Below are 21,574 nucleotides of genomic sequence, written 5' to 3' on the forward strand. Positions count from 1 at the left end.
GGCGGTGTTATCATCGCTGCCGGGCCAGCTCCCCGAACGCCGCTCACTCGAGCGGCGTTCTGGTATCTGCAAGGCGTAAATACGAATAACCCCATGAGTGGCGCTCGGTCGCGTCGCTCGCTGGCAAAGGTTGAATAAGATGCGGAGCAAGGTGACAGGTGCGCAGCGCTGGGTCGTGAAGATCGGCAGCGCACTGCTGACGGCGGATGGCAAAGGGCTGGATCGCGCCGCAATGGGCGTGTGGGTCGAGCAGATGGTGGCCTTGCATGAGGCTGGAGTCGAGCTGGTGCTGGTTTCCTCTGGTGCGGTGGCGGCCGGTATGAGTCGCCTGGGCTGGAGCGCACGACCGAGTGCGATGCATGAGTTGCAGGCTGCTGCGGCTATTGGCCAGATGGGCCTGGTGCAGGCCTGGGAGTCGAGTTTTGCTGAGCATGGCCGGCATACGGCGCAGATTCTGCTGACCCATGACGACCTTTCGGATCGCAAGCGTTACCTGAATGCCCGCAGCACCTTGCGTGCGCTGGTGGAGCTCAAGGTGATTCCGGTGATCAACGAGAACGACACCGTGGTCACCGATGAGATCCGCTTTGGCGACAACGACACCCTGGCGGCGCTGGTGGCCAACCTGGTGGAGGCCGACCTGCTGGTGATCCTCACCGATCGCGACGGCATGTTCGATGCTGACCCGCGGAACAATCCCGATGCCCAGCTGATCTACGAAGCGCGGGCCGATGATCCGGCGCTGGATGCAGTGGCGGGCGGTACCGGCGGCGCGCTGGGGCGCGGCGGCATGCAGACCAAGCTGCGGGCGGCACGGCTGGCGGCGCGTTCCGGGGCGCATACCATCATTGTGGGTGGGCGTCTGGAGCGGGTGCTGGACCGTCTCAAGGCTGGCGAGCGCATCGGTACCCTGTTGTCGCCTGAGCGCGGCATGCTGGCGGCACGCAAGCAGTGGCTGGCGGGGCATCTGCAGACGCGTGGCACCCTGGTGCTGGATGAGGGGGCGGTGTCGGCCTTGTCCCAGGGTAACAAGAGCTTGTTGCCGGTGGGGGTCAAGCAGGTCCAGGGCGGCTTCCGGCGTGGCGAGATGGTGGTGTGTGTCGCCCCTGACGGGCGCGAGATCGCCCGGGGCTTGGCCAACTACAGTGCCGCCGAGGCGCAGAAGATCATTGGTCAGCCTTCGGATGCGATTGTCGGTGTACTGGGTTATATGGCGGAGCCGGAACTGGTTCACCGCGATAACCTGATTCTGGTGTAACTGGCGTAAGGAAAAGCGAATGCGCGTAGCAAAAGGATTGTTGGGGCTGCTCTTGGTGATGCCCTTGTTGGCGTCGGCCGAGGAAATTGGCCAGGTTTCCACGGTGTTCAAGTTTGTCGGGCCCAATGACCGGATCGTGGTCGAGGCGTTCGATGATCCCAAGGTCGATGGCGTGACTTGCTACCTGTCGCGGGCCAAGACTGGCGGGCTCAAGGGTGGGTTGGGCCTGGCGGAAGATCGTGCCGAGGCCTCCATTGCCTGTCGTCAGGTGGGGCCGATCGCATTCAGGGGTGAGCTCAAGGATGGCGAGGAGGTGTTCAAGGAGCGCACTTCGCTGGTGTTCAAGACCATGCAGGTGGTGCGTTTTCTCGACAAGAAGCGCAATACCCTGGTGTATCTGGTGTACAGCGATCGCCTGATCGAGGGTAGTCCGCAGAATGCGGTGACGGCGATTCCTATCCTGCCCTGGTCCCATTGATGGCTTGATGCTCGGCGGGCCGGCTCTTGCGAAGGAGGGGGTCGGTTGGCTGGAGCTTGAGTGGCAGGCATAAAAAAACCGACCCTTGGGTCGGTTTTTTCATCAAGCTTGATGCTTAGGCTGCAGCAGCCAGCTTCAGAGCTTTGATGTGGCCATTCAGACGGCCTTTGTGACGAGCAGCTTTGTTCTTGTGGATGATGCCTTTATCGGCCATACGGTCGATAACTGGCACGGCCAGAACATAAGCAGCTTGCGCTTTTTCAGCGTCTTTTGCGTCGATGGCCTTAACTACGTTCTTGATGTAGGTACGAACCATGGAACGCAGGCTGGCGTTGTGGCTGCGACGCTTCTCAGCCTGTTTTGCACGTTTTTTGGCGGAAGGTGAGTTGGCCACCGTCGAGCTCCTCGAAAGACTTTTTGGAAAATAGCTAACAAAATAGGCCGCGAATCATGCCGATGAGTTGATCCCTTGTCAAGGGCGGCTGATGCGTTCCGCTGAGTGGTCGATCTAAAGAGGCGGGATATTTCTTTCCGGCGCTTGACCTGTAAACTCGCGAGCTTTGGCTCTGTGCTGTTGCGGCGCGGAGTATTGCACAAGTGGGTGTCGTTTCGCCTGCTGTTTATCTACAAGGCGCAAAACCTTTTCATGAACCTGCTCAAGTCGTTGGCTGCCGTCAGCTCTATCACGATGCTTTCCCGGGTGCTGGGATTCGTTCGCGACACCATCATCGCGCGCACTTTCGGTGCCGGCATGGCCACGGACGCCTTCTTTATCGCTTTCAAGCTGCCCAACCTGCTGCGGCGGATCTTTGCCGAAGGGGCTTTCTCCCAGGCGTTCGTGCCGATCCTGGCCGAGTACAAGAGCCAGCAGGGCGACGAGGCGACCCGAACTTTCATTGCCTATGTTTCCGGCCTGCTGACACTGGTTCTGGCGCTGGTTACCGCCCTGGGCATCATTGCCGCGCCCTGGGTGATCTGGGCCACGGCGCCGGGGTTCGTCGACTCGCCGGAAAAATTCAGCCTCACCGCCGACCTGCTGCGGGTGACCTTTCCTTATATATTGCTGATCTCGCTGTCTTCCCTGGCCGGGGCGATTCTCAACACCTGGAACCGCTTCTCGGTGCCGGCCTTCGTGCCGACCCTGCTCAATGTCAGCATGATCATCTTCGCGTTGTTCCTTACGCCTTACTTCGATCCGCCGGTGATGGCCCTGGGTTGGGCGGTGCTGGCCGGTGGCCTGGCGCAGCTGCTCTACCAGCTGCCGCACTTGAAGAAGATCGGCATGCTGGTGCTGCCACGCCTGAATCTGCGCGATACCGGGGTCTGGAGAGTGATGAAGCAGATGCTGCCGGCGATCCTCGGGGTTTCCGTCAGCCAGATTTCGCTGATCATCAACACCATCTTCGCCTCGTTCCTGGTGGCCGGTTCGGTGTCGTGGATGTACTACGCCGACCGTCTGATGGAGCTGCCTTCTGGTGTGCTGGGGGTGGCGCTGGGCACCATCCTCCTGCCGACCCTGGCCAAGACCTACGCCAATAAGGACCGCCACGAGTATTCGCGGCTGCTCGACTGGGGCCTGCGCCTGTGTTTCATCCTGGTGCTGCCGTGCTCCCTGGCGCTGGGGATTTTGGCCGAACCGCTGACCGTGTCGCTGTTCCAGTACGGCGAATTCAGCGCCTTCGACGCCGCCATGACCCAGCGGGCCCTGGTGGCCTACGCCGTGGGGCTGCTGGGGATCATCCTGATCAAGGTGCTGGCGCCAGGTTTTTATGCGCAGCAGAACATTCGCACGCCGGTGAAGATCGCCATCTTCACCTTGATCGTCACCCAGTTGCTCAACCTGGCCTTTATCGGTTCGCTGAAGCACGCGGGCCTGGCCCTGGCAATCAGTGCTGGCGCCTGCATCAATGCTGGCCTGCTGTTCTATCAGCTACGCAAGCAGCAGATGTTCCAGCCGCAGCCGGGCTGGGGGCGCTTTACCCTGAAGTTGCTGCTAGCGGTGGCGGTAATGTCCGCGGTATTGCTGGGCTTGATGCATTTCATGCCGGCCTGGGACCAGGGGCATATGCTCCAGCGTTTCCTGCGCCTGGGCGCCTTGGTGGTCGCGGGTGTGGTGGCGTATTTCGGCATGCTGGCACTGTTGGGCTTTCGTTTGCGCGACTTCAATCGCAAGGCCTTGAGCTGATGACGCTTTAGTCATCGGCGCTGGGCAGTCACTGGTTTTGTCGGTTCGATCACTTTGGGTGGCGGTGTTGCCTGTCGTCGGCCGCCGGGTGTGGTTATAATCGGCCACTTTATGAGCAAGAAGCGCGTTATGCAGCTGGTTCGAGGCCTCCACAATCTGCGCCCCCAGCATCGGGGCTGCGTCGCCACTATTGGCAACTTTGACGGTGTTCACCGTGGTCACCAGGCTATCCTGGGGCGGCTACGGGAGCGTGCGCTCGAGTTGGGCCTGCCCAGCTGCGTAGTGATTTTCGAGCCGCAGCCGCGGGAATTCTTCGCCCCCGAGACCGCTCCGGCCCGTCTTGCCCGGTTGCGCGACAAACTCCAGTTGTTGGCGCAAGAAGGCGTCGACCGGGTTCTGTGCCTGGCCTTCAACCAGCGCCTGAGCAAGCTCAGTGCCAGCGAGTTCGTCGAGCGAATCCTGGTGGACGGCCTGGGCGTGCAGCATCTGGAGGTTGGTGACGACTTCCGCTTTGGCTGCGACCGGGTCGGCGATTTCGAATTCCTGCAGCAGGCCGGGCTGACCCACGGGTTTACCGTGGAAGCGGCGCAGACCGTGGAGCTGGATGGCTTGCGCGTCAGCAGCACCCAGGTCCGCAACGCCCTGGCCGCTGCCGACTTCGAGTTGGCTGAGCGCCTGCTCGGGCGGCCATTCCGGATTGCCGGGCGGGTCCTGCACGGGCAGAAACTGGCGCGCCAGTTGGGTACCCCCACTGCCAATGTGCAGTTGAAGCGCCGTCGCGTGCCGCTGTCCGGGGTCTACCTGGTCAGCGTCGAGAAAGACGGGAAAACCTGGCCGGGCGTTGCCAATATCGGCGTGCGGCCCACGGTTGCAGGTGATGGCAAGGCCCACCTGGAAGTTCATCTACTAGATTTTGCCGGCGATCTGTACGACCGGCGTTTGACGGTGGTTTTCCACCACAAGCTGCGTGAAGAGCAGCGTTTCGCCTCCCTGGAGGCGTTGAAGACGGCGATCAATGCGGATGTTGCCGCCGCCCGTGCCCAAGTGGCACGTATCCATAGCGCCAATCGCTAATGAAGAGCCTTAAATGACCGACTATAAAGCCACGTTAAACCTTCCGGACACCGCCTTCCCAATGAAGGCCGGCCTGCCTCAGCGCGAACCACAGATTCTGCAGCGTTGGGACAGCATTGGCCTGTACGGAAAGTTGCGCGAGATTGGCAAGGATCGTCCCAAGTTCGTTCTGCACGACGGTCCGCCCTATGCCAACGGCTCGATTCACATCGGTCACGCGGTCAACAAGATCCTCAAGGACATGATCATCCGCTCCAAGACCCTGGCGGGCTTCGATGCGCCCTATGTTCCGGGCTGGGACTGCCACGGCCTGCCGATCGAGCACAAGGTCGAGGTGACTCACGGCAAGAACCTGACCTCGGACCAGACCCGCGAGCTGTGCCGCACCTACGCCTCCGAGCAGATCGAAGGGCAGAAGGCCGAGTTCATCCGCCTGGGTGTGCTGGGCGACTGGAACAACCCCTACAAGACCATGAACTTCGCCAACGAGGCCGGCGAGATCCGTGCCCTGGCGGAAATGGTCAAGGGCGGCTTCGTGTTCAAGGGCCTGAAACCGGTCAACTGGTGCTTCGACTGCGGCTCGGCATTGGCCGAGGCAGAAGTCGAATACCAGGACAAGAAATCCGCCACCATCGATGTGGCCTTCCCGATCGCCGATGAAGACAAGCTGGCCGCCGCTTTCGGCCTGGCCAAGCTGGCCAAGCCCGCCGCCATCGTGATCTGGACCACCACCCCCTGGACCATCCCGGCCAACCAGGCGCTGAACGTCCATCCGGAGTTCAACTACGCCCTGGTGGACACCGGCGAGCGCCTGCTGGTGCTGGCCGAGGAGCTGGTGGAGTCCTGCCTGGCGCGCTACAGCCTGGAGGGCTCGGTGATTGCCACCGCCCCGGGTTCGGCCCTGGAACTGATCAATTTCCGTCATCCGTTCTACGATCGCCTGTCGCCGGTCTACCTGGCCGAGTACGTGGAACTGGGCGCCGGCACCGGCGTGGTGCATTCCTCGCCAGCCTACGGTGTAGACGACTTCGTGACCTGCAAGCGCTACGGCATGGTCAACGACGACATTCTCAGTCCGGTGCAGAGCAATGGCGTGTACTCGCCATCCCTGGAGTTCTTTGGCGGCCAGTTCATCTGGAAGGCCAACCCAGCCATCGTCGAGAAACTGAGCGAAGTTGGTGCGCTGATGCACACCGAAACCATCAGCCACAGCTACATGCACTGCTGGCGCCACAAGACCCCGCTGATCTATCGCGCCACGGCGCAATGGTTCGTCGGCATGGACAAGCAGCCTGAAGCCGGCGACACCCTGCGCCAGCGCGCCCTGCAAGCCATCGAGGACACCCAGTTCGTACCGGCCTGGGGCCAGGCGCGCCTGCACTCGATGATTGCCAACCGTCCGGACTGGTGCATCTCCCGCCAGCGCAACTGGGGCGTGCCGATCCCGTTCTTCCTGAACAAGGAAAGCGGCGAGCTGCACCCACGCACCGTCGAACTGATGGAAGAGGTGGCCAAGCGCGTTGAACAGCAAGGCATCGAAGCCTGGTTCAAGATGGACGCCGCCGAGCTGCTGGGCGACGAAGCGCCGCTGTATGACAAGATCAGCGACACCCTGGACGTCTGGTTCGACTCGGGCACCACCCACTGGCACGTGCTGCGTGGTTCGCACCCGCAGGGCCATGGGAGCGGCCCGCGCGCCGACCTGTACCTGGAAGGTTCCGACCAGCACCGCGGCTGGTTCCACTCGTCGCTGCTCACCGGCTGCGCCATCGACGGCAATGCACCGTACCGCGAGCTGCTGACCCACGGTTTCACCGTGGACGAGAACGGCCGCAAGATGTCCAAGTCCCTGGGCAACGTGATCGCGCCGCAGAAGGTCAACGACACCCTGGGCGCCGACATCATGCGCCTGTGGGTCTCGGCCACCGACTATTCCGGCGAGATGGCGGTTTCCGACCAGATCCTGCAACGCAGCGCCGACGCCTACCGGCGTATTCGCAACACCGCGCGCTTCCTGCTTTCCAACCTCAGCGGCTTCAACCCGGCCAGCGACCTGCTGCCACCTGAAGAGATGCTGGCCTTGGACCGCTGGGCCGTGGACCGTGCCCTGCTGCTGCAGCGCGAGCTGGAGCTGCACTACGGCGAGTACCGCTTCTGGAACGTCTACTCCAAGGTGCACAACTTCTGCGTGCAGGAGCTGGGCGGCTTCTACCTGGACATCATCAAGGACCGCCAGTACACCACCGGCGCCAACAGCCAGGCCCGGCGCTCCTGCCAGACCGCGCTGTACCACATCAGCGAGGCGCTGGTGCGCTGGATCGCGCCGATCCTGGCTTTCACCGCCGACGAGCTGTGGCAGTACCTGCCAGGCGAGCGCAACGAGTCGGTGATGCTCAACACCTGGTACGAAGGCCTCAGCGAGTTGCCGGAAGGCTTCGAGCTGGACCGCGCCTACTGGGAGCGGATCATGGCGGTCAAGGCCGCGGTCAACAAGGAACTGGAGAACCAGCGCGCGGCGAAAGCCGTGGGCGGCAACCTGCAGGCCGAAGTGACCCTGTATGCCGAAGATTCGCTGTCGGCGGACCTGGCCAAGCTGAGCAACGAACTGCGCTTCGTGCTGATCACCTCCACCGCCAGTGTCGCGCCTCTGGCCCAGGCCCCGGCGGATGCAGTGGACACCGAAGTCAGCGGCCTCAAGCTGAAGGTGGTCAAGTCGAACTTCGTCAAGTGCGCCCGTTGCTGGCACTGCCGCGAAGACGTCGGTGTGCACCCGGAGCACCCGGAAATCTGCGGTCGTTGCGTGGACAACATCAGCGGTGCAGGCGAGGTTCGTCACTATGCCTAACGCCGCAGGCCGTTTCGGCCGTCTGGGCTGGCTGTGGTTGAGCGTGCTGGTCCTGGTCATCGACCAGGTCAGCAAGCTGCACTTCGAAAACTCCCTGACCATGTACCAGCAGATCGTGGTGATCCCGGACTACTTCAGCTGGACCCTGGCCTACAACACCGGCGCGGCCTTCAGCTTCCTGGCTGATGGCTCCGGCTGGCAGCGCTGGCTGTTCGCCCTGATCGCGATCGTGGTCAGTGCGGTGCTGGTGGTCTGGCTCAAGCGCCTGGGGCGCAACGAAACCTGGCTGGCCGTGGCCCTGGCCCTGGTCCTGGGCGGTGCCCTGGGCAACCTGTATGACCGCATCGCCCTGGGCCATGTGATCGATTTCATCCTGGTGCACTGGCAGAACCGCTGGTACTTCCCGGCCTTCAACTTCGCCGACAGCGCCATCACCGTTGGCGCGGTGATGCTGGCCCTGGATATGTTCAAGAGCAAGAAAACCGGAGAAGCGGTGCATGACTGAACAGCTATTGACTGAGCAACGCATCGGTCAGAACACGCAAGTCACTTTGCATTTCGCCTTGCGCCTGGAGAACGGCGACACCGTGGACAGCACCTTCGACAAGGCGCCGGCGACCTTCAAGGTCGGCGATGGCAACCTGTTGCCGGGGTTCGAAGCGGCGCTGTTCGGTTTCAAGGCCGGCGACAAGCGCAACCTGACCATCGAGCCGGAAAACGCTTTCGGCCAGCCCAACCCGCAGAACGTGCAGGTCATTCCGCGCTCGCAGTTCCAGGACATGGAGCTCTCGGAAGGCTTGCTGGTGATTTTCAACGACGCGGCGAATACCGAGTTGCCCGGTGTGGTCAAAACCTTCGATGACGCTCAGGTCACCGTCGACTTCAACCACCCGCTGGCTGGCAAGACCCTGACCTTCGATGTCGAGATCATCGACGTCAAAGCGCTTTAACAGCATCGCCGGCAGGCTGTCTCCTATTCTGTAGGAGCCGGCCTGCCGGCGATCCGCTGTCGACAACGATCTAACTTCTTGCGCGCAAGACACGAGGCACAGCATGCAAATCAAACTCGCCAACCCCCGTGGCTTCTGCGCCGGTGTGGACCGGGCGATCGAAATCGTCAATCGCGCCCTGGAAGTCTTCGGGCCGCCGATCTACGTCCGGCATGAAGTGGTGCACAACAAATTTGTCGTCGAAGACCTGCGCAATCGCGGTGCGATCTTCGTCGAAGAGCTGGACCAGGTGCCGGATGACGTCATCGTCATTTTCAGCGCCCACGGCGTTTCCCAGGCAGTGCGCAGCGAAGCCGCCGGTCGCGGGCTCAAGGTCTTCGATGCCACCTGTCCGCTGGTGACCAAGGTGCATATCGAAGTGGCGCGCTACAGCCGCGACGGCCGTGAATGCATCCTGATCGGCCATGCTGGCCACCCCGAGGTCGAAGGCACCATGGGCCAGTACGACGCCAGCAATGGCGGCGCCATCTACCTGGTGGAAGACGAGAAGGATGTGGCCGAGCTGCAGGTGAACAACCCCGAGCGCCTGGCGTTCGTGACCCAGACCACCTTGTCCATGGATGACACCAGCCGGGTGATCGATGCCCTGCGCTCGCGCTTCCCGGCCATTGGCGGGCCGCGCAAGGATGACATCTGCTACGCCACGCAGAATCGCCAGGATGCGGTCAAGCAACTAGCCGACGAGTGCGATGTGGTGCTGGTGGTGGGCAGCCCCAACAGTTCCAACTCCAATCGCCTGCGTGAGCTGGCCGAGCGCATGGCCACCCCGGCCTATTTGATCGACGGTGCCGAAGACCTGCAGCGCAGCTGGTTCGATGGCGTCGAGCGCATCGGCATCACCGCCGGTGCCTCGGCCCCTGAAGTGCTGGTGCGCGGAGTGATCCAGCAACTGCAGGCCTGGGGGGCTACCGGTGCCGACGAACTGGCCGGTCGCGAAGAGAACATCACCTTCTCCATGCCCAAGGAACTGCGGGTTAGATCCCTGACCTGATCAGCCGGTCGCGGCGCACAGGGCCTGCTCGGCAAGATCGCTGCGCAGGCTGACCCGCCCGCTACGTGACAGCACTACCTGATGACGGCCACGCAAGTGGTCGTTCTGACAGACATGCAGGGTTCCGGCCTGAAAGGCCCCGCTGGGCAGCAACGGGCTGCCCTGGGCGCTGAAACGCACAAAGTGCTGCACCGGGCGATTGCCCACGATCCGTACCTGCCCATTACTCCGCCTTTCGACCAGCAACGGATTCTCCGGGTCTGCCTGACCTTTGCCGCTGATATCCAGAATGATTCGCCAGCCCCGGCTCCAGTCGTCATCCAGGCCGTGGATCAGCGCGGTGTGCTGGTGCAGGATCGCCGCGGCCCGGGCACTGCGCAGGCCGCTGGCGAGCAGTTGCGCGGCATCCTGCTGGCGGTTGGCAGTCAGCAAACGGTCGAGGCCGGCGCTGGACAGTGGCAGCAGGACGGCCAGCAGGGCCAGTGTGGTCAGCAGTTCGATAAGGCTGAAGCCTTTCTCATGCATGGCATCCCTTCCTTGGGCAAAGGTGATTGCGCGCAACTGAAAAACAGCTCGCGGCGTGTACCGGGTGCCTGGCGTTATAACCGACGGCAGTGCCTGGGCTCGCCATGAATTTGCCCACAAAGGGTTTCAGTCGCTGGTTTAACGAGGCGGCGAACGCCTTTGCGGCTTCACCAGGCAAAGTATTGCCGGGTGTTCCTGGGCGGGCTTGGAGCCTGGGGTCGAGGCTAACCTCAGGAGGGCCCGTGCCGATCCTGGCCGGGGCATTCGCAAAGTGGATTGCCATGGTGGGCAGGCAGGGAGGCTGTAGATGAACAGGCCGCATGCGCAGGACGGCATGACCTTGATCGAGGTGCTGGTGGCGCTATTGATTCTTAGCGTGGGCCTGCTAGGGGCAGCAGCGGTGCAGGTCAGGGCCCTGCAATACACCGACGGGGCGCGGATGACGAGCCAGGCGAGCTTTATCGCCTATGGCATGCTTGATCGAATTCGCGCCGGTTCTCCACAGGGCCCTGTCGCGGGGCCGGATCTGGAGGAGTTCACTCGCGAAGTTGCAGATTTCGCCGGGCCCGATGCCAAGGGCAGCCTCGACGTCGGTCAGGGAATCTATCGTGTGCAGGTCTCCTGGAACGATAGTCGGGCCGCCGGCCAAGAGAGCCGACGCACCCTGCAACTGGGCAGCCGGATGGCGCCGGGCCTGAGGGCTTCACCATGAACCCTGGGCAGGGCGGTTTCTCATTGCCGGAGATGCTCCTGGCGCTAGCTTTGAGCCTGGTGCTGGTATTGGGTGTGGCCCAGGTGTTCGGCGTGGCGAAACGCACTTACCTGAGCCAGAGTGCTGCGGCCCATTTGCAGGAGGATGGGCGTTTTGTCCTGAGCAAGATGCTCCAGGAGATCCGCATGAGTGGCTTGTTTGGCTGCCTGCGAAGCATTACCGACGCCAGCCTTGATCGAAGCTTTTCCCGGTATGCGGCAACCCCTGTCCACTGGGATGCCGCGCAACAGCAACTGACCCTGATCAGCGCCGATGTTGGCGAGCAGGGCGGGGCGCCGACCTGGAGCCTGGTCAGCGATTGCCGGCAGCAGGCGCTGGTTTACTCAGGGGCCCATTCCGGCGGTGCGGGGCAGCAGGTGTGGGGGCTGCGCCGGCTGTTCTACCGCTTCAAGGATCGGCAATTGCTGCACGGCAGCGGCCTGGGTCGGCAGCAGGCGGTATTGCTGGATGGGGTCGAGGCCTTCGAGCTGAGTTTTGGCCTGGCCGATTCGCCCAGTGCCTCGACGGTTTCCAGCTATAGCCGCAACCCGAGCGATCCGGCGCGCATCCGCAGTGTGCACTTGCGCTTGACCCTGGCCGACCCCGAGGCCCGAGTACAGCCGCAGTACTTCACCCTGGTGGCGGCCTTGCGCAACAGGTTGCCCTGATGCGCGGCTTGAGGGCGGGTGCCGTTGCGCGGGAGTCCGGCATGGCCTTGTTGATCAGCCTGGTGCTGTTGTCGCTGCTTAGCATGCTCGGCCTCTCGGCGCTGCAGAACGCCACCTTGCAGGCGAAGATGGCCGCCAGCCTGCTGCAGCATCACCGTGCCTTTCAGGCTGCCGAGGCGGCGCTGCGCCTGGGCGAAGCGGCGGTGCGCCGCCATGGCAAGGGATGGGCGCCTTGTAGCGGCACTGTTCAGTGCGCGCCGCCAGCTGAATCGCCTGTGGTCGACAGCGCCGGTCTGCAGCCGGGCTCCGCCGTGACCTGGGTCGCCACCGGCAATGGCTTCTACGGGGTGCAGAACCTGGGAACCACGCAGGACGCGGTTCATCTGCCGCCCGGCACTGTTGCCAAGCTGTATCGGGTGACTGGCATTGGCCTGGCCGGCCAGGCGCGATCTGTACTGGAGACTGTCTATGCCATCTACTGAGCCGTGGCCTTTAGGGGGTGTCGGGCCATTGATGGTGCTGGTGGCGGGGCTTGCAGGGCCCGCTGCCGGGATGTCCGAGGCAGGCAGGCCGGTGGCTGAGGAACAGAGGCTGGAGGCAGTGGAGGCTGATTCCCTCTTTGAGAGCGGGAAATTGCTCGAGCCGAAGGTGTTCGGCGGTAAGATGCTCGACGCTGCGGCGCCAGGCACCGAGGGCGCTGGGGAGGTGAGTGATCCGCAGCTGCCCTCTGCACAGGGCCGCGGCAGCGAAGTGGAGCAACCAGGCGGGCGCGCTAGGCGCATCCTCTGGCGACAAATTCAGTAAGCGAGATTCTTGACCATGCGCAGATCCAACCAAGGTTTTACCCTGATCGAAATCATGATCGTGATCGCGATCATCGGTCTGGTGCTGACCTTGAGCCTTCCCAGCATCACCGAATACATGAAGAAGCCCCATCGCAGCGAGATCGCAGTATTGCTCAGTGAGCAGGCGCAGCAGCTGGAGCGGCACTTCTCCAAGACCGGGGTCTACAGCAAGGCTTCGGACCTGAGCGCCGGCAACGACTACTACAGCATCGCTGCGGTCCTGACCGATACCGGCTTCTCGCTGACCGCGACCCCCAAGGCCGACACGCTGATGGCGGGTGACAAATGCGGCAGCTTCAGTATCGATCAGGCCGGGGCCACGAGCATCAGCGGTCAGGCCGAAGGGCTGACGAGCAAGGATTGCTGGGGGCGCTGAGCCACTGTTTCGGGGCCTGACCCCAGTGTCTTACTCATGATTGGATCGGACTATGGCTAAGCAACAGCAAGTGCTAGTGGTGGGCGGCGGGGTGATCGGCCTGCTCACGGCCTTCAATCTGGCCTCCCAGGGCCAGCAGGTACGACTACTGGAGCGTTCGGAGCTGGGGCGCGAGTCGTCCTGGGCCGGCGGCGGGATTGTTTCGCCGCTCTATCCGTGGCGCTACAGCCCGGCGGTCACTGCGTTGGCGCACTGGTCCCAGGATTTTTATCCACAGCTGGCGCAAGAGTTGCTGGAGGCCACCGGGGTCGACCCTGAAGTGCACACCACCGGGCTCTACTGGCTGGACCTGGAGGATCAGGCCCAGGCCCTGGAGTGGGCGCAACGCGAAGGCCGGCCCCTGAGCGTGGTGGACATCTCGGCGGTGCACGATGGTGTGCCAGTGCTGGGGGGCGGTTATCAGCACGCCATCTATATGGCCAATGTGGCCAATGTGCGTAACCCGCGGCTGGTCAAGTCGCTCAAGGCGGCATTGCAGGCCCTGCCCGGCGTGCGGATCGACGAGCAGTGCAGCGTCAATGGCTTTATCCGTGACGGCGAGCGGGTGCTGGGGGTGCAGACCTCCCAGGGCGAGATCCGCGCCGATCAGGTGGTGCTGTGCGCCGGGGCCTGGAGTGGCGAATTGCTCGCCGGCCTGGGGCTGCAGCTTCCGGTGGAGCCGGTCAAGGGCCAGATGATCCTCTACAAATGCGCTGTCGACTTCCTCTCCTGCATGGTCCTGGCCAAGGGTCGCTACGCCATCCCACGGCGTGACGGGCACATTCTGGTGGGCAGCACCCTGGAGCATGAGGGGTTCGACAAGACGCCCACCGCCGCGGCCCTGGACAGCCTCAAGGCCTCGGCCGTAGAGCTGATTCCGGCCCTGGCCGATGCCGAGGTGGTGGGGCACTGGGCCGGGTTGCGGCCGGGTTCGCCGGAAGGCATTCCCTATATCGGGCCGGTGCCCGGGTTTGCCGGCCTGTGGCTCAATTGCGGGCATTATCGCAACGGCCTGGTACTGGCACCGGCCTCCTGCCAGCTGTTCTGCGACCTGCTGCTGGGCAATCCACCGATCATCGATCCGGCGCCTTACGCCCCGCAAGGGCGGATCTAGTCCAGGCCGAGTTTTTTCATGCGATAGCGCATCGAACGCAATGTCAGGCTCAGGCGCCGGGCCGCTGCCGTGCGGTTCCAGCGGGTCTGCTCCAGGGCTTCCAGCAGCAAGCGGCGCTCCACCTGTCTTAGGTGCAGCGCCAGATCCAACTGGGCCGAACTCGGCTGCGCCGGGTGGTCCTGAGGCGCCTGGGGCGGCAGGTGCAGGTCGGCCAGTTCGATCCAGGGGCCTTCGCCCAGGGTCTGGGCCCGTTCCAGAAGGTTCTCCAGTTCGCGCACGTTGCCGGGAAAGGCGTAGTTCTCCAGGGCTTGCAGCGCTTGTGGGTGCAGTTGCGCGACGGCTCGGCCACTGCCTTGGGCCAGGCGATGGAGAATCTGCCGGGCCAGTATCTCGATATCGCCAGGGCGTTCACGCAGGGGCGGAACCCGCAGTTCGATCACGTTCAGGCGGTAGTAGAGGTCCTGGCGAAAGCGCCCGGCGCTGACTTCTTCCTTCAGGTTTCTGTGGGTGGCACAGAGAACTCGCACATCGACCCTGCTTTCTTGCTGGTGCCCTACCGGACGCACGGCTTTCTCTTGCAGCGCTCGCAGTAATTTCACCTGCATCGCCAGGGGCAGGTCGGCGACCTCGTCGAGAAACAGCGTGCCACCGTGGGCGGCCTGGAACAGCCCGGGCCTATCGGCCAGGGCACCGCTGAAACTGCCTTTGCAGTGGCCGAAAAATTCGCTTTCCATCAGTTCGCCGGGAATCGCCCCACAGTTGACCGGTATAAAGGGTTGCTGGGCCCTGGGGCTGGACTGGTGGATCAGTCGAGCTACCCGCTCCTTGCCGCTGCCGGATTCGCCGCTGATATAGATGGCCGCGTGGCTGTTGGCCAGCTTGGCGATGTCCTGGCGCAGGCGCTGCATGGGGAGCGAATCTCCCAGCAAGCGCCGGGTAAGGTGGCTGGTCACGACGGAGGTTGCGGGCTGCTCGGGCCCGGCTGGGCGAGGCTGACTTGCACCAGGGTACAGGCTTGCGAGGCGTTATCGAGCAACAGCGACGGGAGCTGAGGTTTCACGGCAGCGGTCATTTTCATCCCTGAATGCACGGCGCCCCTTTGGCGGGCGAGAGTTCAAGTCTAGGTGTGCAGGGAGTGGGTGCAGGAGGGCAGGGGCTGGTTAATTTGTCGCCAATTGTGCGAGGCAAACCGAGGATGCAGGGCGCGCAACGCCGAGCAGGGGCGGCCCCATGCCCAGCGTTTCATGCTTATCGCTGCGCTGCTCAGCGCTGCTGGCTACCGGGGCCCTGTTCCAGGTGCGCCTGGCTGCAATACCACTGCTGAGATTGGCTCAGGGCTCGGTCTTGAGGCAGGTGCACGCCGCAGTGGGCGCAGCGCACCATGGGCGTGGTGGTCGGTTCGTTGGGGGAGCGCGGCGCCGCAGCCGGGCTTTTGAACTTGCGCCAGAACCACACCACAGCGGCAATCAGAGCGATCCAGAACAGTAGACGAAGCATGGCAATCAGGCTTTTTGAGGAAAGATGCGGCAGTTTATCCAAGCGCCCGTCGGGCGCACAGGCCTTCAAGGCTGCGGAAATGAAAAAGGGAGACTTGAAGTCTCCCTTTTTTCACTGCAGGCGCTGTCAGTCGAACACGCCGAAGGTCATGTAGCTGAACCAGGAGCGATCGCTGTTGTTGCCGGTCGCTTCGTGATTCTCTTCTTCGACGGCGTCGCCATTGGCGTCCTTGGGCTTGAGCTCCGAAGGAATGGCGTCCTTGGCATCCTGGTACTGCTTCATCACGTCTTGGTTGGCGCGGGTTTCTCCCGGCGGCAGCGGTGGACGCGATTCGATCAGGCCCAGGGTGGCCTTGCTCAGCCAGGAGCGGTTGTCGGCCTCGGCGACCTGCGGCACGAACTGGCCGTCCTTCAGGCTTGGGTGGTTCGGGTAGTTGAGCTTGAGGGTTTCCAGGCTGGTGGCGGCCAGTTCGTCCAGGTGCAGACGCTGGTAGGCCTCGGTCATCACGGCCAGGCCATCGCCAACGGATGGGGTTTCCTGGAAGTTTTCCACCACGTAGCGGCCACGGTTGGCGGCAGCGACATAGGCCTGGCGGGTCAGGTAGTAGTCGGCCACGTGAATTTCGTAGGCGGCCAGCAGGTTGCGCAGGTAGATCATGCGCTGCTTGGCATCCGGCGCGTAGCGGCTGTTGGGGAAGCGGCTGGTGAGCTGGGCGAACTCGTTGTAGGAGTCGCGGGCGGCACCCGGGTCACGCTTGGTCATGTCCAGGGGCAGGAAGCGCGCCAGCAGGCCAACGTCCTGGTCGAAGGAAGTCAGGCCCTTGAGGTAGTAGGCGTAGTCCACGTTCGGGTGCTGGGGGTGCAGGCGAATGAAGCGCTCGGCGGCGGACTTGGCGGCCTCCGGCTCGGCATTCTTGTAGTTGGCGTAGATCAGCTCCAACTGCGCCTGGTCGGCGTAGCGACCGAAGGGGTAACGCGATTCCAGGGCCTTGAGCTTGGCGGTGGCACTGGTATAGCTGTGGTTGTCCAGGTCGGTCTGCGCCTGCTGGTACAGCTCGACTTCGCTCAGGTTTTCGTCAACGACTTCCTTCGATGAGCAAGCAGCGGTCAGTGCGAGGATGGCGATCAGCAGCAGGTGTTTCACTTGCATGGCGGCTTGCGTCCCTATGACGGCCGCTGTCTTGGGCGGGGCCGTCCTGTTATGATGAGCGCCCCGTTGAAAGCCTCGGGGCAAAAGACGCCGTATTTAACCACAAGCGCGCAGCCGAAACCAAAGGCTGTGCCGACGCCCAGTCCGAGCATGTCCGATAAAATTGAACTTCGCGCAGAGGTGCCGTCCGAACTGGGCGGTCAACGCCTCGATCAAGTCGCCGCCCAACTATTCGCCGAGTATTCGCGCTCGCGCCTTTCCGCCTGGATCAAGGACGGCCGCCTGACGGTGGACGGGGCTTCCATCCGCCCGCGAGACATAGTGCATGGCGGTGCCGTTCTGCAGCTGACTGCCGAGCAGGAGGCCCAGGGTGAATGGGTGGCCCAGGATATCGAGCTGGATATCGTCTATGAAGACGACGACATCCTGGTGATCAACAAACCGGCCGGCCTGGTGGTGCACCCGGCAGCCGGGCATGCCGATGGCACCTTGCTCAACGCCTTGCTGCATCACATTCCCGATATCGTCAATGTGCCGCGGGCCGGGATCGTCCATCGCCTGGACAAGGACACCACCGGTCTGATGGTGGTGGCCAAGACCATCCTGGCGCAGACCCAGCTGGTGGCCCAGTTGCAGAGTCGCACGGTCAGCCGTATCTATGAATGCATCGTGATCGGCGTGGTGACCGCCGGTGGCAAGATCAACGCCCCTATCGGTCGCCATGGCCAGCAACGCCAGCGCATGGCGGTGATGGAAGGTGGCAAGCCTGCCGTCAGCCATTACCGGGTGTTGGAGCGCTTCCGCTCCCATACCCATGTGCGGGTCAAGCTGGAAACCGGCCGCACCCACCAGATTCGTGTGCATATGGCCCACATCAACTTCCCGTTGGTGGGTGACCCGGCCTACGGCGGTCGCTTCCGCATTCCGCCGGCCGCCAGCCCGACCATGGTCGATTCGCTGAAGACGTTCCCGCGCCAGGCGCTGCACGCGCGGTTCCTCGAGCTGGATCACCCGACCACCGGCAAGCGCATGAGCTGGGAGTCGCCGCTCCCGGACGATTTCGTCTGGTTGCTGTCGCTGCTCAAGCAGGACCGTGAGGCCTTCATCGGATGAACGACTGGCTGATTCCCGACTGGCCCGCTCCGGCCGGGGTCAAGGCCTGTGTCACCACGCGCGCCGGTGGCGTCAGCCTGGCGCCATTCGACAGCCTCAACCTGGGGGATCACGTTGATGACGATCCCCTTGCCGTCAGCGAGAATCGCCAACGCCTGACCGAGCAGTTCGGCATTGCACCGGCCTGGTTGCAGCAGGTGCACGGTGTGGCTGTGACCCACGCCGATCCGGCGCAGGTGGCTTGCGCCGATGCCAGCTGGTCGGCCACTCCGGGTATCGCCTGCGCGGTGATGACCGCCGATTGCCTGCCGGCGCTGTTCTGCAATCGAGCCGGGACCCGGGTCGCGGCGGCCCATGCCGGTTGGCGCGGGTTGGCGGCCGGGGTGCTGGAAGCCACCCTCGATCATCTTGATGTGGCGCCGTCCGAGGTGCTGGTCTGGTTAGGCCCGGCCATTGGCCCGCAGAGCTTCGAAGTGGGCGCCGAAGTGCGCGAGGCTTTCGTTGCGCAGCTGCCTGCCGCCGAGCAGGCCTTCGTTCCCAGTATCAATGCCGGGCGCTTTATGGCCGACATCTATCAGCTGGCGCGCCTGCGCCTCGCGGCCCGGGGTGTTACGGCGGTCTATGGCGGCGGTTACTGCACCGTCACCGACCCACGCTTCTTTTCCTATCGGCGCAACCCGCGCACCGGGCGTTTCGCCTCGCTGGTCTGGCTCGAGCGCTAGACTAATCTGACGTGCGTCAAGCAATCGACGCTTGAATCTCCCAGAATCGACCGCATCTAGAGAAGCATCTGGCAGGTTTCTCTATTTAGGTGTGTCCATCGCTCCGGCCTGCTCAAAAGGAAGGTGACTAATGCGTATAGACCGATTAACCAGCAAGTTACAGCTGGCCTTATCCGATTCTCAATCTCTGGCGGTCGGCCTCGATCATCCGGCCATTGAACCTGCACACTTGATGCAGGCGTTGCTGGAACAGCAGGGCGGTTCGATCAAGCCGTTGCTGATGCAAGTGGGCTTTGACGTCAACAGCCTGCGCAAGGAGCTGAGCAAAGAGCTCGACCACTTGCCGAAAATCCAGAACCCCACCGGCGACGTCAACATGTCCCAGGACTTGGCGCGCCTGCTCAACCAGGCCGATCGCCTGGCCCAGCAGAAAGGTGACCAGTTCATCTCCAGCGAGCTGGTGCTGCTGGCGGCCATGGATGAAAACAGCAAGCTTGGCAAATTGCTGCTGGGCCAGGGCGTAAGCAAGAAGGCCCTGGAAAACGCCATCAACAACCTGCGTGGCGGCGAGGCGGTCAATGATGCCAACGTCGAGGAGTCGCGCCAGGCCCTGGACAAGTACACCGTCGACCTGACCAAGCGCGCCGAAGAGGGCAAGCTCGATCCGGTGATCGGCCGTGACGACGAAATCCGCCGCACCATCCAGGTGCTGCAACGCCGCACCAAGAACAACCCGGTACTGATCGGTGAGCCTGGCGTGGGCAAGACCGCGATTGCCGAAGGCCTGGCCCAGCGCATCATCAACGGTGAAGTGCCGGACGGCCTGAAAGGCAAGCGCTTGCTGTCCCTGGATATGGGCGCGCTGATTGCCGGGGCCAAGTACCGCGGCGAGTTCGAAGAGCGCCTGAAGTCCCTGCTCAACGAGCTGTCGAAGCAGGAAGGGCAGATCATTCTGTTTATCGACGAGTTGCACACCATGGTCGGCGCCGGCAAGGGCGAAGGTTCGATGGATGCCGGCAACATGCTCAAGCCGGCCCTGGCCCGTGGCGAGCTGCACTGCGTTGGCGCTACCACGCTCAACGAGTACCGCCAATATATAGAGAAGGATGCGGCGCTGGAGCGGCGCTTCCAGAAGGTGCTGGTGGACGAGCCGAGCGAGGAAGACACCATCGCCATCCTCCGCGGCCTGAAAGAACGTTATGAAGTGCACCACAAGGTGGCGATCACCGACGGCGCGATCATTGCCGCGGCCAAGCTCAGCCATCGCTATATCACTGACCGGCAATTGCCGGACAAGGCCATCGACCTGATCGACGAGGCCGCCAGCCGCATCCGCATGGAGATCGACTCCAAGCCGGAAGTGCTGGACCGCCTGGAGCGGCGCTTGATCCAACTCAAGGTCGAATCCCAGGCGCTGAAGAAGGAAGACGACGAGGCAGCGCTCAAGCGCCTGGAGAAACTCCAGGAAGAGATTGTCCGCCTGGAACGCGAATACGCGGACCTGGAAGAAGTCTGGACCTCGGAAAAAGCCGAAGTGCAGGGTTCCGCGCAGATCCAGCAAAAGATCGAGCAGTCCCGCCAGGAGCTGGAAGCCGCTCGGCGCAAGGGCGACCTCAATCGCATGGCCGAGCTGCAGTACGGGGTGATCCCGGATCTGGAGCGCAGCCTGCAGATGGTTGACCAGCACGGCCAGAGCGAGAACCAGTTGCTGCGCAGCAAGGTCACCGAGGAAGAGATCGCCGAGGTGGTGTCGAAGTGGACTGGTATCCCGGTGTCGAAAATGCTCGAGGGCGAGCGCGACAAGCTGCTGAAGATGGAAAGCCTGCTGCATCAGCGGGTGATCGGCCAGAACGAGGCAGTGGTAGCCGTGGCCAACGCGGTACGACGCTCCCGCGCCGGCTTGTCCGACCCGAACCGGCCCAGCGGCTCGTTCATGTTCCTTGGCCCTACCGGCGTGGGCAAGACCGAGTTGTGCAAGGCCCTGGCGGAGTTCCTCTTCGATACCGAAGAAGCCATGGTGCGGATCGATATGTCCGAGTTCATGGAGAAACATTCCGTGGCTCGCCTGATCGGCGCGCCGCCGGGCTATGTCGGCTATGAGGAGGGTGGCTATCTGACCGAGGCCGTACGTCGCAAGCCGTACTCGGTGATCCTGATGGACGAAGTCGAGAAGGCCCACCCGGATGTGTTCAACATCCTGCTGCAGGTGCTGGAAGATGGCCGACTGACCGATAGCCACGGGCGTACCGTGGATTTTCGCAACACGGTGATCGTCATGACCTCCAACCTGGGCTCGGCGCAGATCCAGGAGTTGGTGGGCGATCGTGAAGCTCAGCGAGCGGCGGTGATGGATGCGGTCTCCACTCACTTCCGGCCGGAGTTCATCAACCGGGTGGATGAAGTGGTGATCTTCGAGCCGCTGGCCCGGGAGCAGATCGCCGGTATCGCGCAGATCCAGCTTGGCCGCCTGCGCAGTCGTCTGCTGGAGCGCGAGCTGAGCCTGGAGCTGAGCGACGAGGCCTTGGACAAGCTGATCGCCGTCGGTTACGACCCGGTGTATGGCGCACGGCCGCTGAAGCGGGCGATCCAGCGCTGGATCGAGAACCCGCTGGCGCAGTTGATCCTGTCTGGCAGTTTCCTGCCGGGCAGCACCATCACCGCCTCGGTGCAGGACGACGAAATCGTCTTTGCCTGAGCTCGGTAAAGGGTGTTGCTGAAGAGGCCTCGCATTGCGAGGCCTTTTTTTTCACTAGGGCGTTGAACTATAAGGAAAAGGCTTGTAAAGTGCGCCCCGCAGTCAGTCACCCCTCAGGTTTTTTCTGCTGAAGAAGAAACCGGCAATGAACTCGCAAATCATTGTCTTAAAAGCAATTTAGGGGGTTGACAGAGGTTGAAAAGATTGTAAAATGGCGCGCCTCAGAGACATGAACGTAG

At 62.9% G+C, this 21,574-nt stretch carries 20 protein-coding genes and 1 pseudogene; 16 read left to right on the plus strand and 5 right to left on the minus strand.

Annotated features, from left to right (window positions below; genetic code table 11):
- The first annotated feature begins 139 nt into the window (after nt 1-139).
- The gene (proB, locus tag J4P02_RS17250) at nt 140-1,258 is read left to right on the plus strand and encodes a glutamate 5-kinase (RefSeq protein ID WP_426192367.1); all 1,119 of its coding nucleotides are present in this window, start codon (nt 140-142) and stop codon (nt 1,256-1,258) included.
- Nucleotides 1,259-1,277: 19 nt separating this feature from the next.
- Nucleotides 1,278-1,736, plus strand: coding sequence for a CreA family protein (locus J4P02_RS17255; protein WP_426192369.1), 459 nt, complete (start codon nt 1,278-1,280; stop codon nt 1,734-1,736).
- 115 nt (nt 1,737-1,851) lie between these two features.
- Here the strand turns inward: J4P02_RS17255 and rpsT are convergent, their stop codons facing one another.
- Nucleotides 1,852-2,130 (minus strand): 30S ribosomal protein S20, encoded by a 279-nt coding sequence (gene rpsT / locus J4P02_RS17260; RefSeq protein ID WP_009050949.1) that lies wholly within the window; start codon nt 2,128-2,130, stop codon nt 1,852-1,854.
- Nucleotides 2,131-2,382: 252 nt separating this feature from the next.
- Between rpsT and murJ the strand changes: the two genes are divergently transcribed.
- The 6 genes from murJ to ispH all read left to right on the plus strand — a co-directional run bounded on the left by murJ (nt 2,383) and on the right by ispH (nt 9,841).
- Nucleotides 2,383-3,921, plus strand: coding sequence for a murein biosynthesis integral membrane protein MurJ (murJ, locus tag J4P02_RS17265; protein WP_426192526.1), 1,539 nt, complete (start codon nt 2,383-2,385; stop codon nt 3,919-3,921).
- A 129-nt stretch (nt 3,922-4,050) separates the two neighbouring features.
- Nucleotides 4,051-4,995, plus strand: coding sequence for a bifunctional riboflavin kinase/FAD synthetase (gene ribF / locus J4P02_RS17270; protein WP_426192371.1), 945 nt, complete (start codon nt 4,051-4,053; stop codon nt 4,993-4,995).
- Between the two features lie 13 nt (nt 4,996-5,008).
- Nucleotides 5,009-7,840: an isoleucine--tRNA ligase gene (gene ileS / locus J4P02_RS17275; RefSeq protein ID WP_426192373.1), complete on the plus strand. Its 2,832-nt coding sequence runs from the start codon at nt 5,009-5,011 to the stop codon at nt 7,838-7,840.
- Nucleotides 7,833-8,345: a signal peptidase II gene (gene lspA, locus J4P02_RS17280; protein WP_426192375.1), complete on the plus strand. Its 513-nt coding sequence runs from the start codon at nt 7,833-7,835 to the stop codon at nt 8,343-8,345. The genes ileS and lspA overlap by 8 nt, the downstream gene beginning before the upstream one ends.
- Nucleotides 8,338-8,790 carry an FKBP-type peptidyl-prolyl cis-trans isomerase gene (gene fkpB / locus J4P02_RS17285; protein WP_426192377.1) on the plus strand — a complete coding sequence of 151 codons (453 nt, stop codon included), beginning with the start codon at nt 8,338-8,340 and terminating at the stop codon, nt 8,788-8,790. The genes lspA and fkpB overlap by 8 nt, the downstream gene beginning before the upstream one ends.
- Nucleotides 8,791-8,893: 103 nt before the next feature.
- Complete coding sequence (ispH, locus tag J4P02_RS17290; RefSeq protein WP_426192379.1) at nt 8,894-9,841, plus strand: 4-hydroxy-3-methylbut-2-enyl diphosphate reductase; 948 nt, start codon at nt 8,894-8,896, stop codon at nt 9,839-9,841.
- Here the strand turns inward: ispH and J4P02_RS17295 are convergent, their stop codons facing one another.
- Nucleotides 9,842-10,366: a GspH/FimT family protein gene (locus J4P02_RS17295; protein WP_426192381.1), complete on the minus strand. Its 525-nt coding sequence runs from the start codon at nt 10,364-10,366 to the stop codon at nt 9,842-9,844.
- 307 nt (nt 10,367-10,673) lie between these two features.
- On the opposite strand from J4P02_RS17295, the gene pilV reads away from it, so the two are divergent.
- The 5 genes from pilV (at nt 10,674) to thiO (ending at nt 14,159) form a co-directional block, all read left to right on the plus strand.
- A complete protein-coding gene (pilV, locus tag J4P02_RS17300) occupies nt 10,674-11,078 on the plus strand; it encodes a type IV pilus modification protein PilV (protein ID WP_426192383.1) in 405 nt (134 codons plus the stop codon).
- Entirely contained in the window at nt 11,075-11,785 is a 711-nt protein-coding gene (locus J4P02_RS17305) for a PilW family protein (RefSeq protein ID WP_426192385.1), read from the plus strand. The genes pilV and J4P02_RS17305 overlap by 4 nt, the downstream gene beginning before the upstream one ends.
- A 41-nt stretch (nt 11,786-11,826) precedes the next feature.
- A complete protein-coding gene (locus J4P02_RS17310; protein WP_426192387.1) occupies nt 11,827-12,267 on the plus strand; it encodes a pilus assembly PilX family protein in 441 nt (146 codons plus the stop codon).
- Between the two features lie 337 nt (nt 12,268-12,604).
- Nucleotides 12,605-13,006 carry a type IV pilin protein gene (locus tag J4P02_RS17315; RefSeq protein WP_426192389.1) on the plus strand — a complete coding sequence of 134 codons (402 nt, stop codon included), beginning with the start codon at nt 12,605-12,607 and terminating at the stop codon, nt 13,004-13,006.
- A gap of 52 nt (nt 13,007-13,058) precedes the next feature.
- A complete protein-coding gene (gene thiO, locus J4P02_RS17320) occupies nt 13,059-14,159 on the plus strand; it encodes a glycine oxidase ThiO (RefSeq protein WP_426192391.1) in 1,101 nt (366 codons plus the stop codon).
- On the opposite strand, the pseudogene J4P02_RS17325 reads toward thiO, so the two are convergent.
- The 3 genes and pseudogenes from J4P02_RS17325 to J4P02_RS17335 all read right to left on the minus strand — a co-directional run.
- Nucleotides 14,156-15,097: pseudogene (locus J4P02_RS17325) on the minus strand (sigma-54 interaction domain-containing protein); the annotation flags it as partial. The gene thiO and the pseudogene J4P02_RS17325 sit on opposite strands and share 4 nt — an antisense overlap.
- Nucleotides 15,098-15,422: 325 nt before the next feature.
- Nucleotides 15,423-15,656 (minus strand): PP0621 family protein, encoded by a 234-nt coding sequence (locus tag J4P02_RS17330; RefSeq protein ID WP_426192393.1) that lies wholly within the window; start codon nt 15,654-15,656, stop codon nt 15,423-15,425.
- Nucleotides 15,657-15,782: 126 nt separating this feature from the next.
- Complete coding sequence (locus tag J4P02_RS17335; protein ID WP_426192395.1) at nt 15,783-16,805, minus strand: outer membrane protein assembly factor BamD; 1,023 nt, start codon at nt 16,803-16,805, stop codon at nt 15,783-15,785.
- A gap of 150 nt (nt 16,806-16,955) precedes the next feature.
- Between J4P02_RS17335 and rluD the strand changes: the two genes are divergently transcribed.
- The 3 genes from rluD (at nt 16,956) to clpB (ending at nt 21,335) form a co-directional block, all read left to right on the plus strand.
- Complete coding sequence (gene rluD, locus J4P02_RS17340; protein WP_426192397.1) at nt 16,956-17,918, plus strand: 23S rRNA pseudouridine(1911/1915/1917) synthase RluD; 963 nt, start codon at nt 16,956-16,958, stop codon at nt 17,916-17,918.
- Complete coding sequence (gene pgeF, locus J4P02_RS17345) at nt 17,915-18,640, plus strand: peptidoglycan editing factor PgeF (RefSeq protein WP_426192399.1); 726 nt, start codon at nt 17,915-17,917, stop codon at nt 18,638-18,640. Before rluD ends, pgeF begins: the two co-directional genes overlap by 4 nt.
- A 130-nt stretch (nt 18,641-18,770) precedes the next feature.
- Nucleotides 18,771-21,335: an ATP-dependent chaperone ClpB gene (gene clpB / locus J4P02_RS17350; protein WP_426192401.1), complete on the plus strand. Its 2,565-nt coding sequence runs from the start codon at nt 18,771-18,773 to the stop codon at nt 21,333-21,335.
- The last annotated feature ends 239 nt before the right edge of the window (nt 21,336-21,574 follow it).

Source organism: Pseudomonas sp. NFXW11, from assembly GCF_049887815.1.
In the GTDB taxonomy this organism is placed as follows: domain Bacteria; phylum Pseudomonadota; class Gammaproteobacteria; order Pseudomonadales; family Pseudomonadaceae; genus Aquipseudomonas.

Bases quoted from the DNA above. Each gene is read 5' to 3' on its own strand.
- proB (WP_426192367.1), top strand. From the start codon at position 140: ATGCGGAGCAAGGTGACAGGTGCGCAGCGCTGGGTCGTGAAGATCGGC.
- J4P02_RS17255 (WP_426192369.1), top strand. From the start codon at position 1,278: ATGCGCGTAGCAAAAGGATTGTTGGGGCTGCTCTTGGTGATGCCCTTG.
- murJ (WP_426192526.1), top strand. From the start codon at position 2,383: ATGAACCTGCTCAAGTCGTTGGCTGCCGTCAGCTCTATCACGATGCTT.
- ribF (WP_426192371.1), top strand. From the start codon at position 4,051: ATGCAGCTGGTTCGAGGCCTCCACAATCTGCGCCCCCAGCATCGGGGC.
- ileS (WP_426192373.1), top strand. From the start codon at position 5,009: ATGACCGACTATAAAGCCACGTTAAACCTTCCGGACACCGCCTTCCCA.
- lspA (WP_426192375.1), top strand. From the start codon at position 7,833: ATGCCTAACGCCGCAGGCCGTTTCGGCCGTCTGGGCTGGCTGTGGTTG.
- fkpB (WP_426192377.1), top strand. From the start codon at position 8,338: ATGACTGAACAGCTATTGACTGAGCAACGCATCGGTCAGAACACGCAA.
- ispH (WP_426192379.1), top strand. From the start codon at position 8,894: ATGCAAATCAAACTCGCCAACCCCCGTGGCTTCTGCGCCGGTGTGGAC.
- J4P02_RS17295 (WP_426192381.1), bottom strand. From the start codon at position 10,366: ATGCATGAGAAAGGCTTCAGCCTTATCGAACTGCTGACCACACTGGCC.
- pilV (WP_426192383.1), top strand. From the start codon at position 10,674: ATGAACAGGCCGCATGCGCAGGACGGCATGACCTTGATCGAGGTGCTG.
- J4P02_RS17305 (WP_426192385.1), top strand. From the start codon at position 11,075: ATGAACCCTGGGCAGGGCGGTTTCTCATTGCCGGAGATGCTCCTGGCG.
- J4P02_RS17310 (WP_426192387.1), top strand. From the start codon at position 11,827: ATGGCCTTGTTGATCAGCCTGGTGCTGTTGTCGCTGCTTAGCATGCTC.
- J4P02_RS17315 (WP_426192389.1), top strand. From the start codon at position 12,605: ATGCGCAGATCCAACCAAGGTTTTACCCTGATCGAAATCATGATCGTG.
- thiO (WP_426192391.1), top strand. From the start codon at position 13,059: ATGGCTAAGCAACAGCAAGTGCTAGTGGTGGGCGGCGGGGTGATCGGC.
- J4P02_RS17330 (WP_426192393.1), bottom strand. From the start codon at position 15,656: ATGCTTCGTCTACTGTTCTGGATCGCTCTGATTGCCGCTGTGGTGTGG.
- J4P02_RS17335 (WP_426192395.1), bottom strand. From the start codon at position 16,805: ATGCAAGTGAAACACCTGCTGCTGATCGCCATCCTCGCACTGACCGCT.
- rluD (WP_426192397.1), top strand. From the start codon at position 16,956: ATGTCCGATAAAATTGAACTTCGCGCAGAGGTGCCGTCCGAACTGGGC.
- pgeF (WP_426192399.1), top strand. From the start codon at position 17,915: ATGAACGACTGGCTGATTCCCGACTGGCCCGCTCCGGCCGGGGTCAAG.
- clpB (WP_426192401.1), top strand. From the start codon at position 18,771: ATGCGTATAGACCGATTAACCAGCAAGTTACAGCTGGCCTTATCCGAT.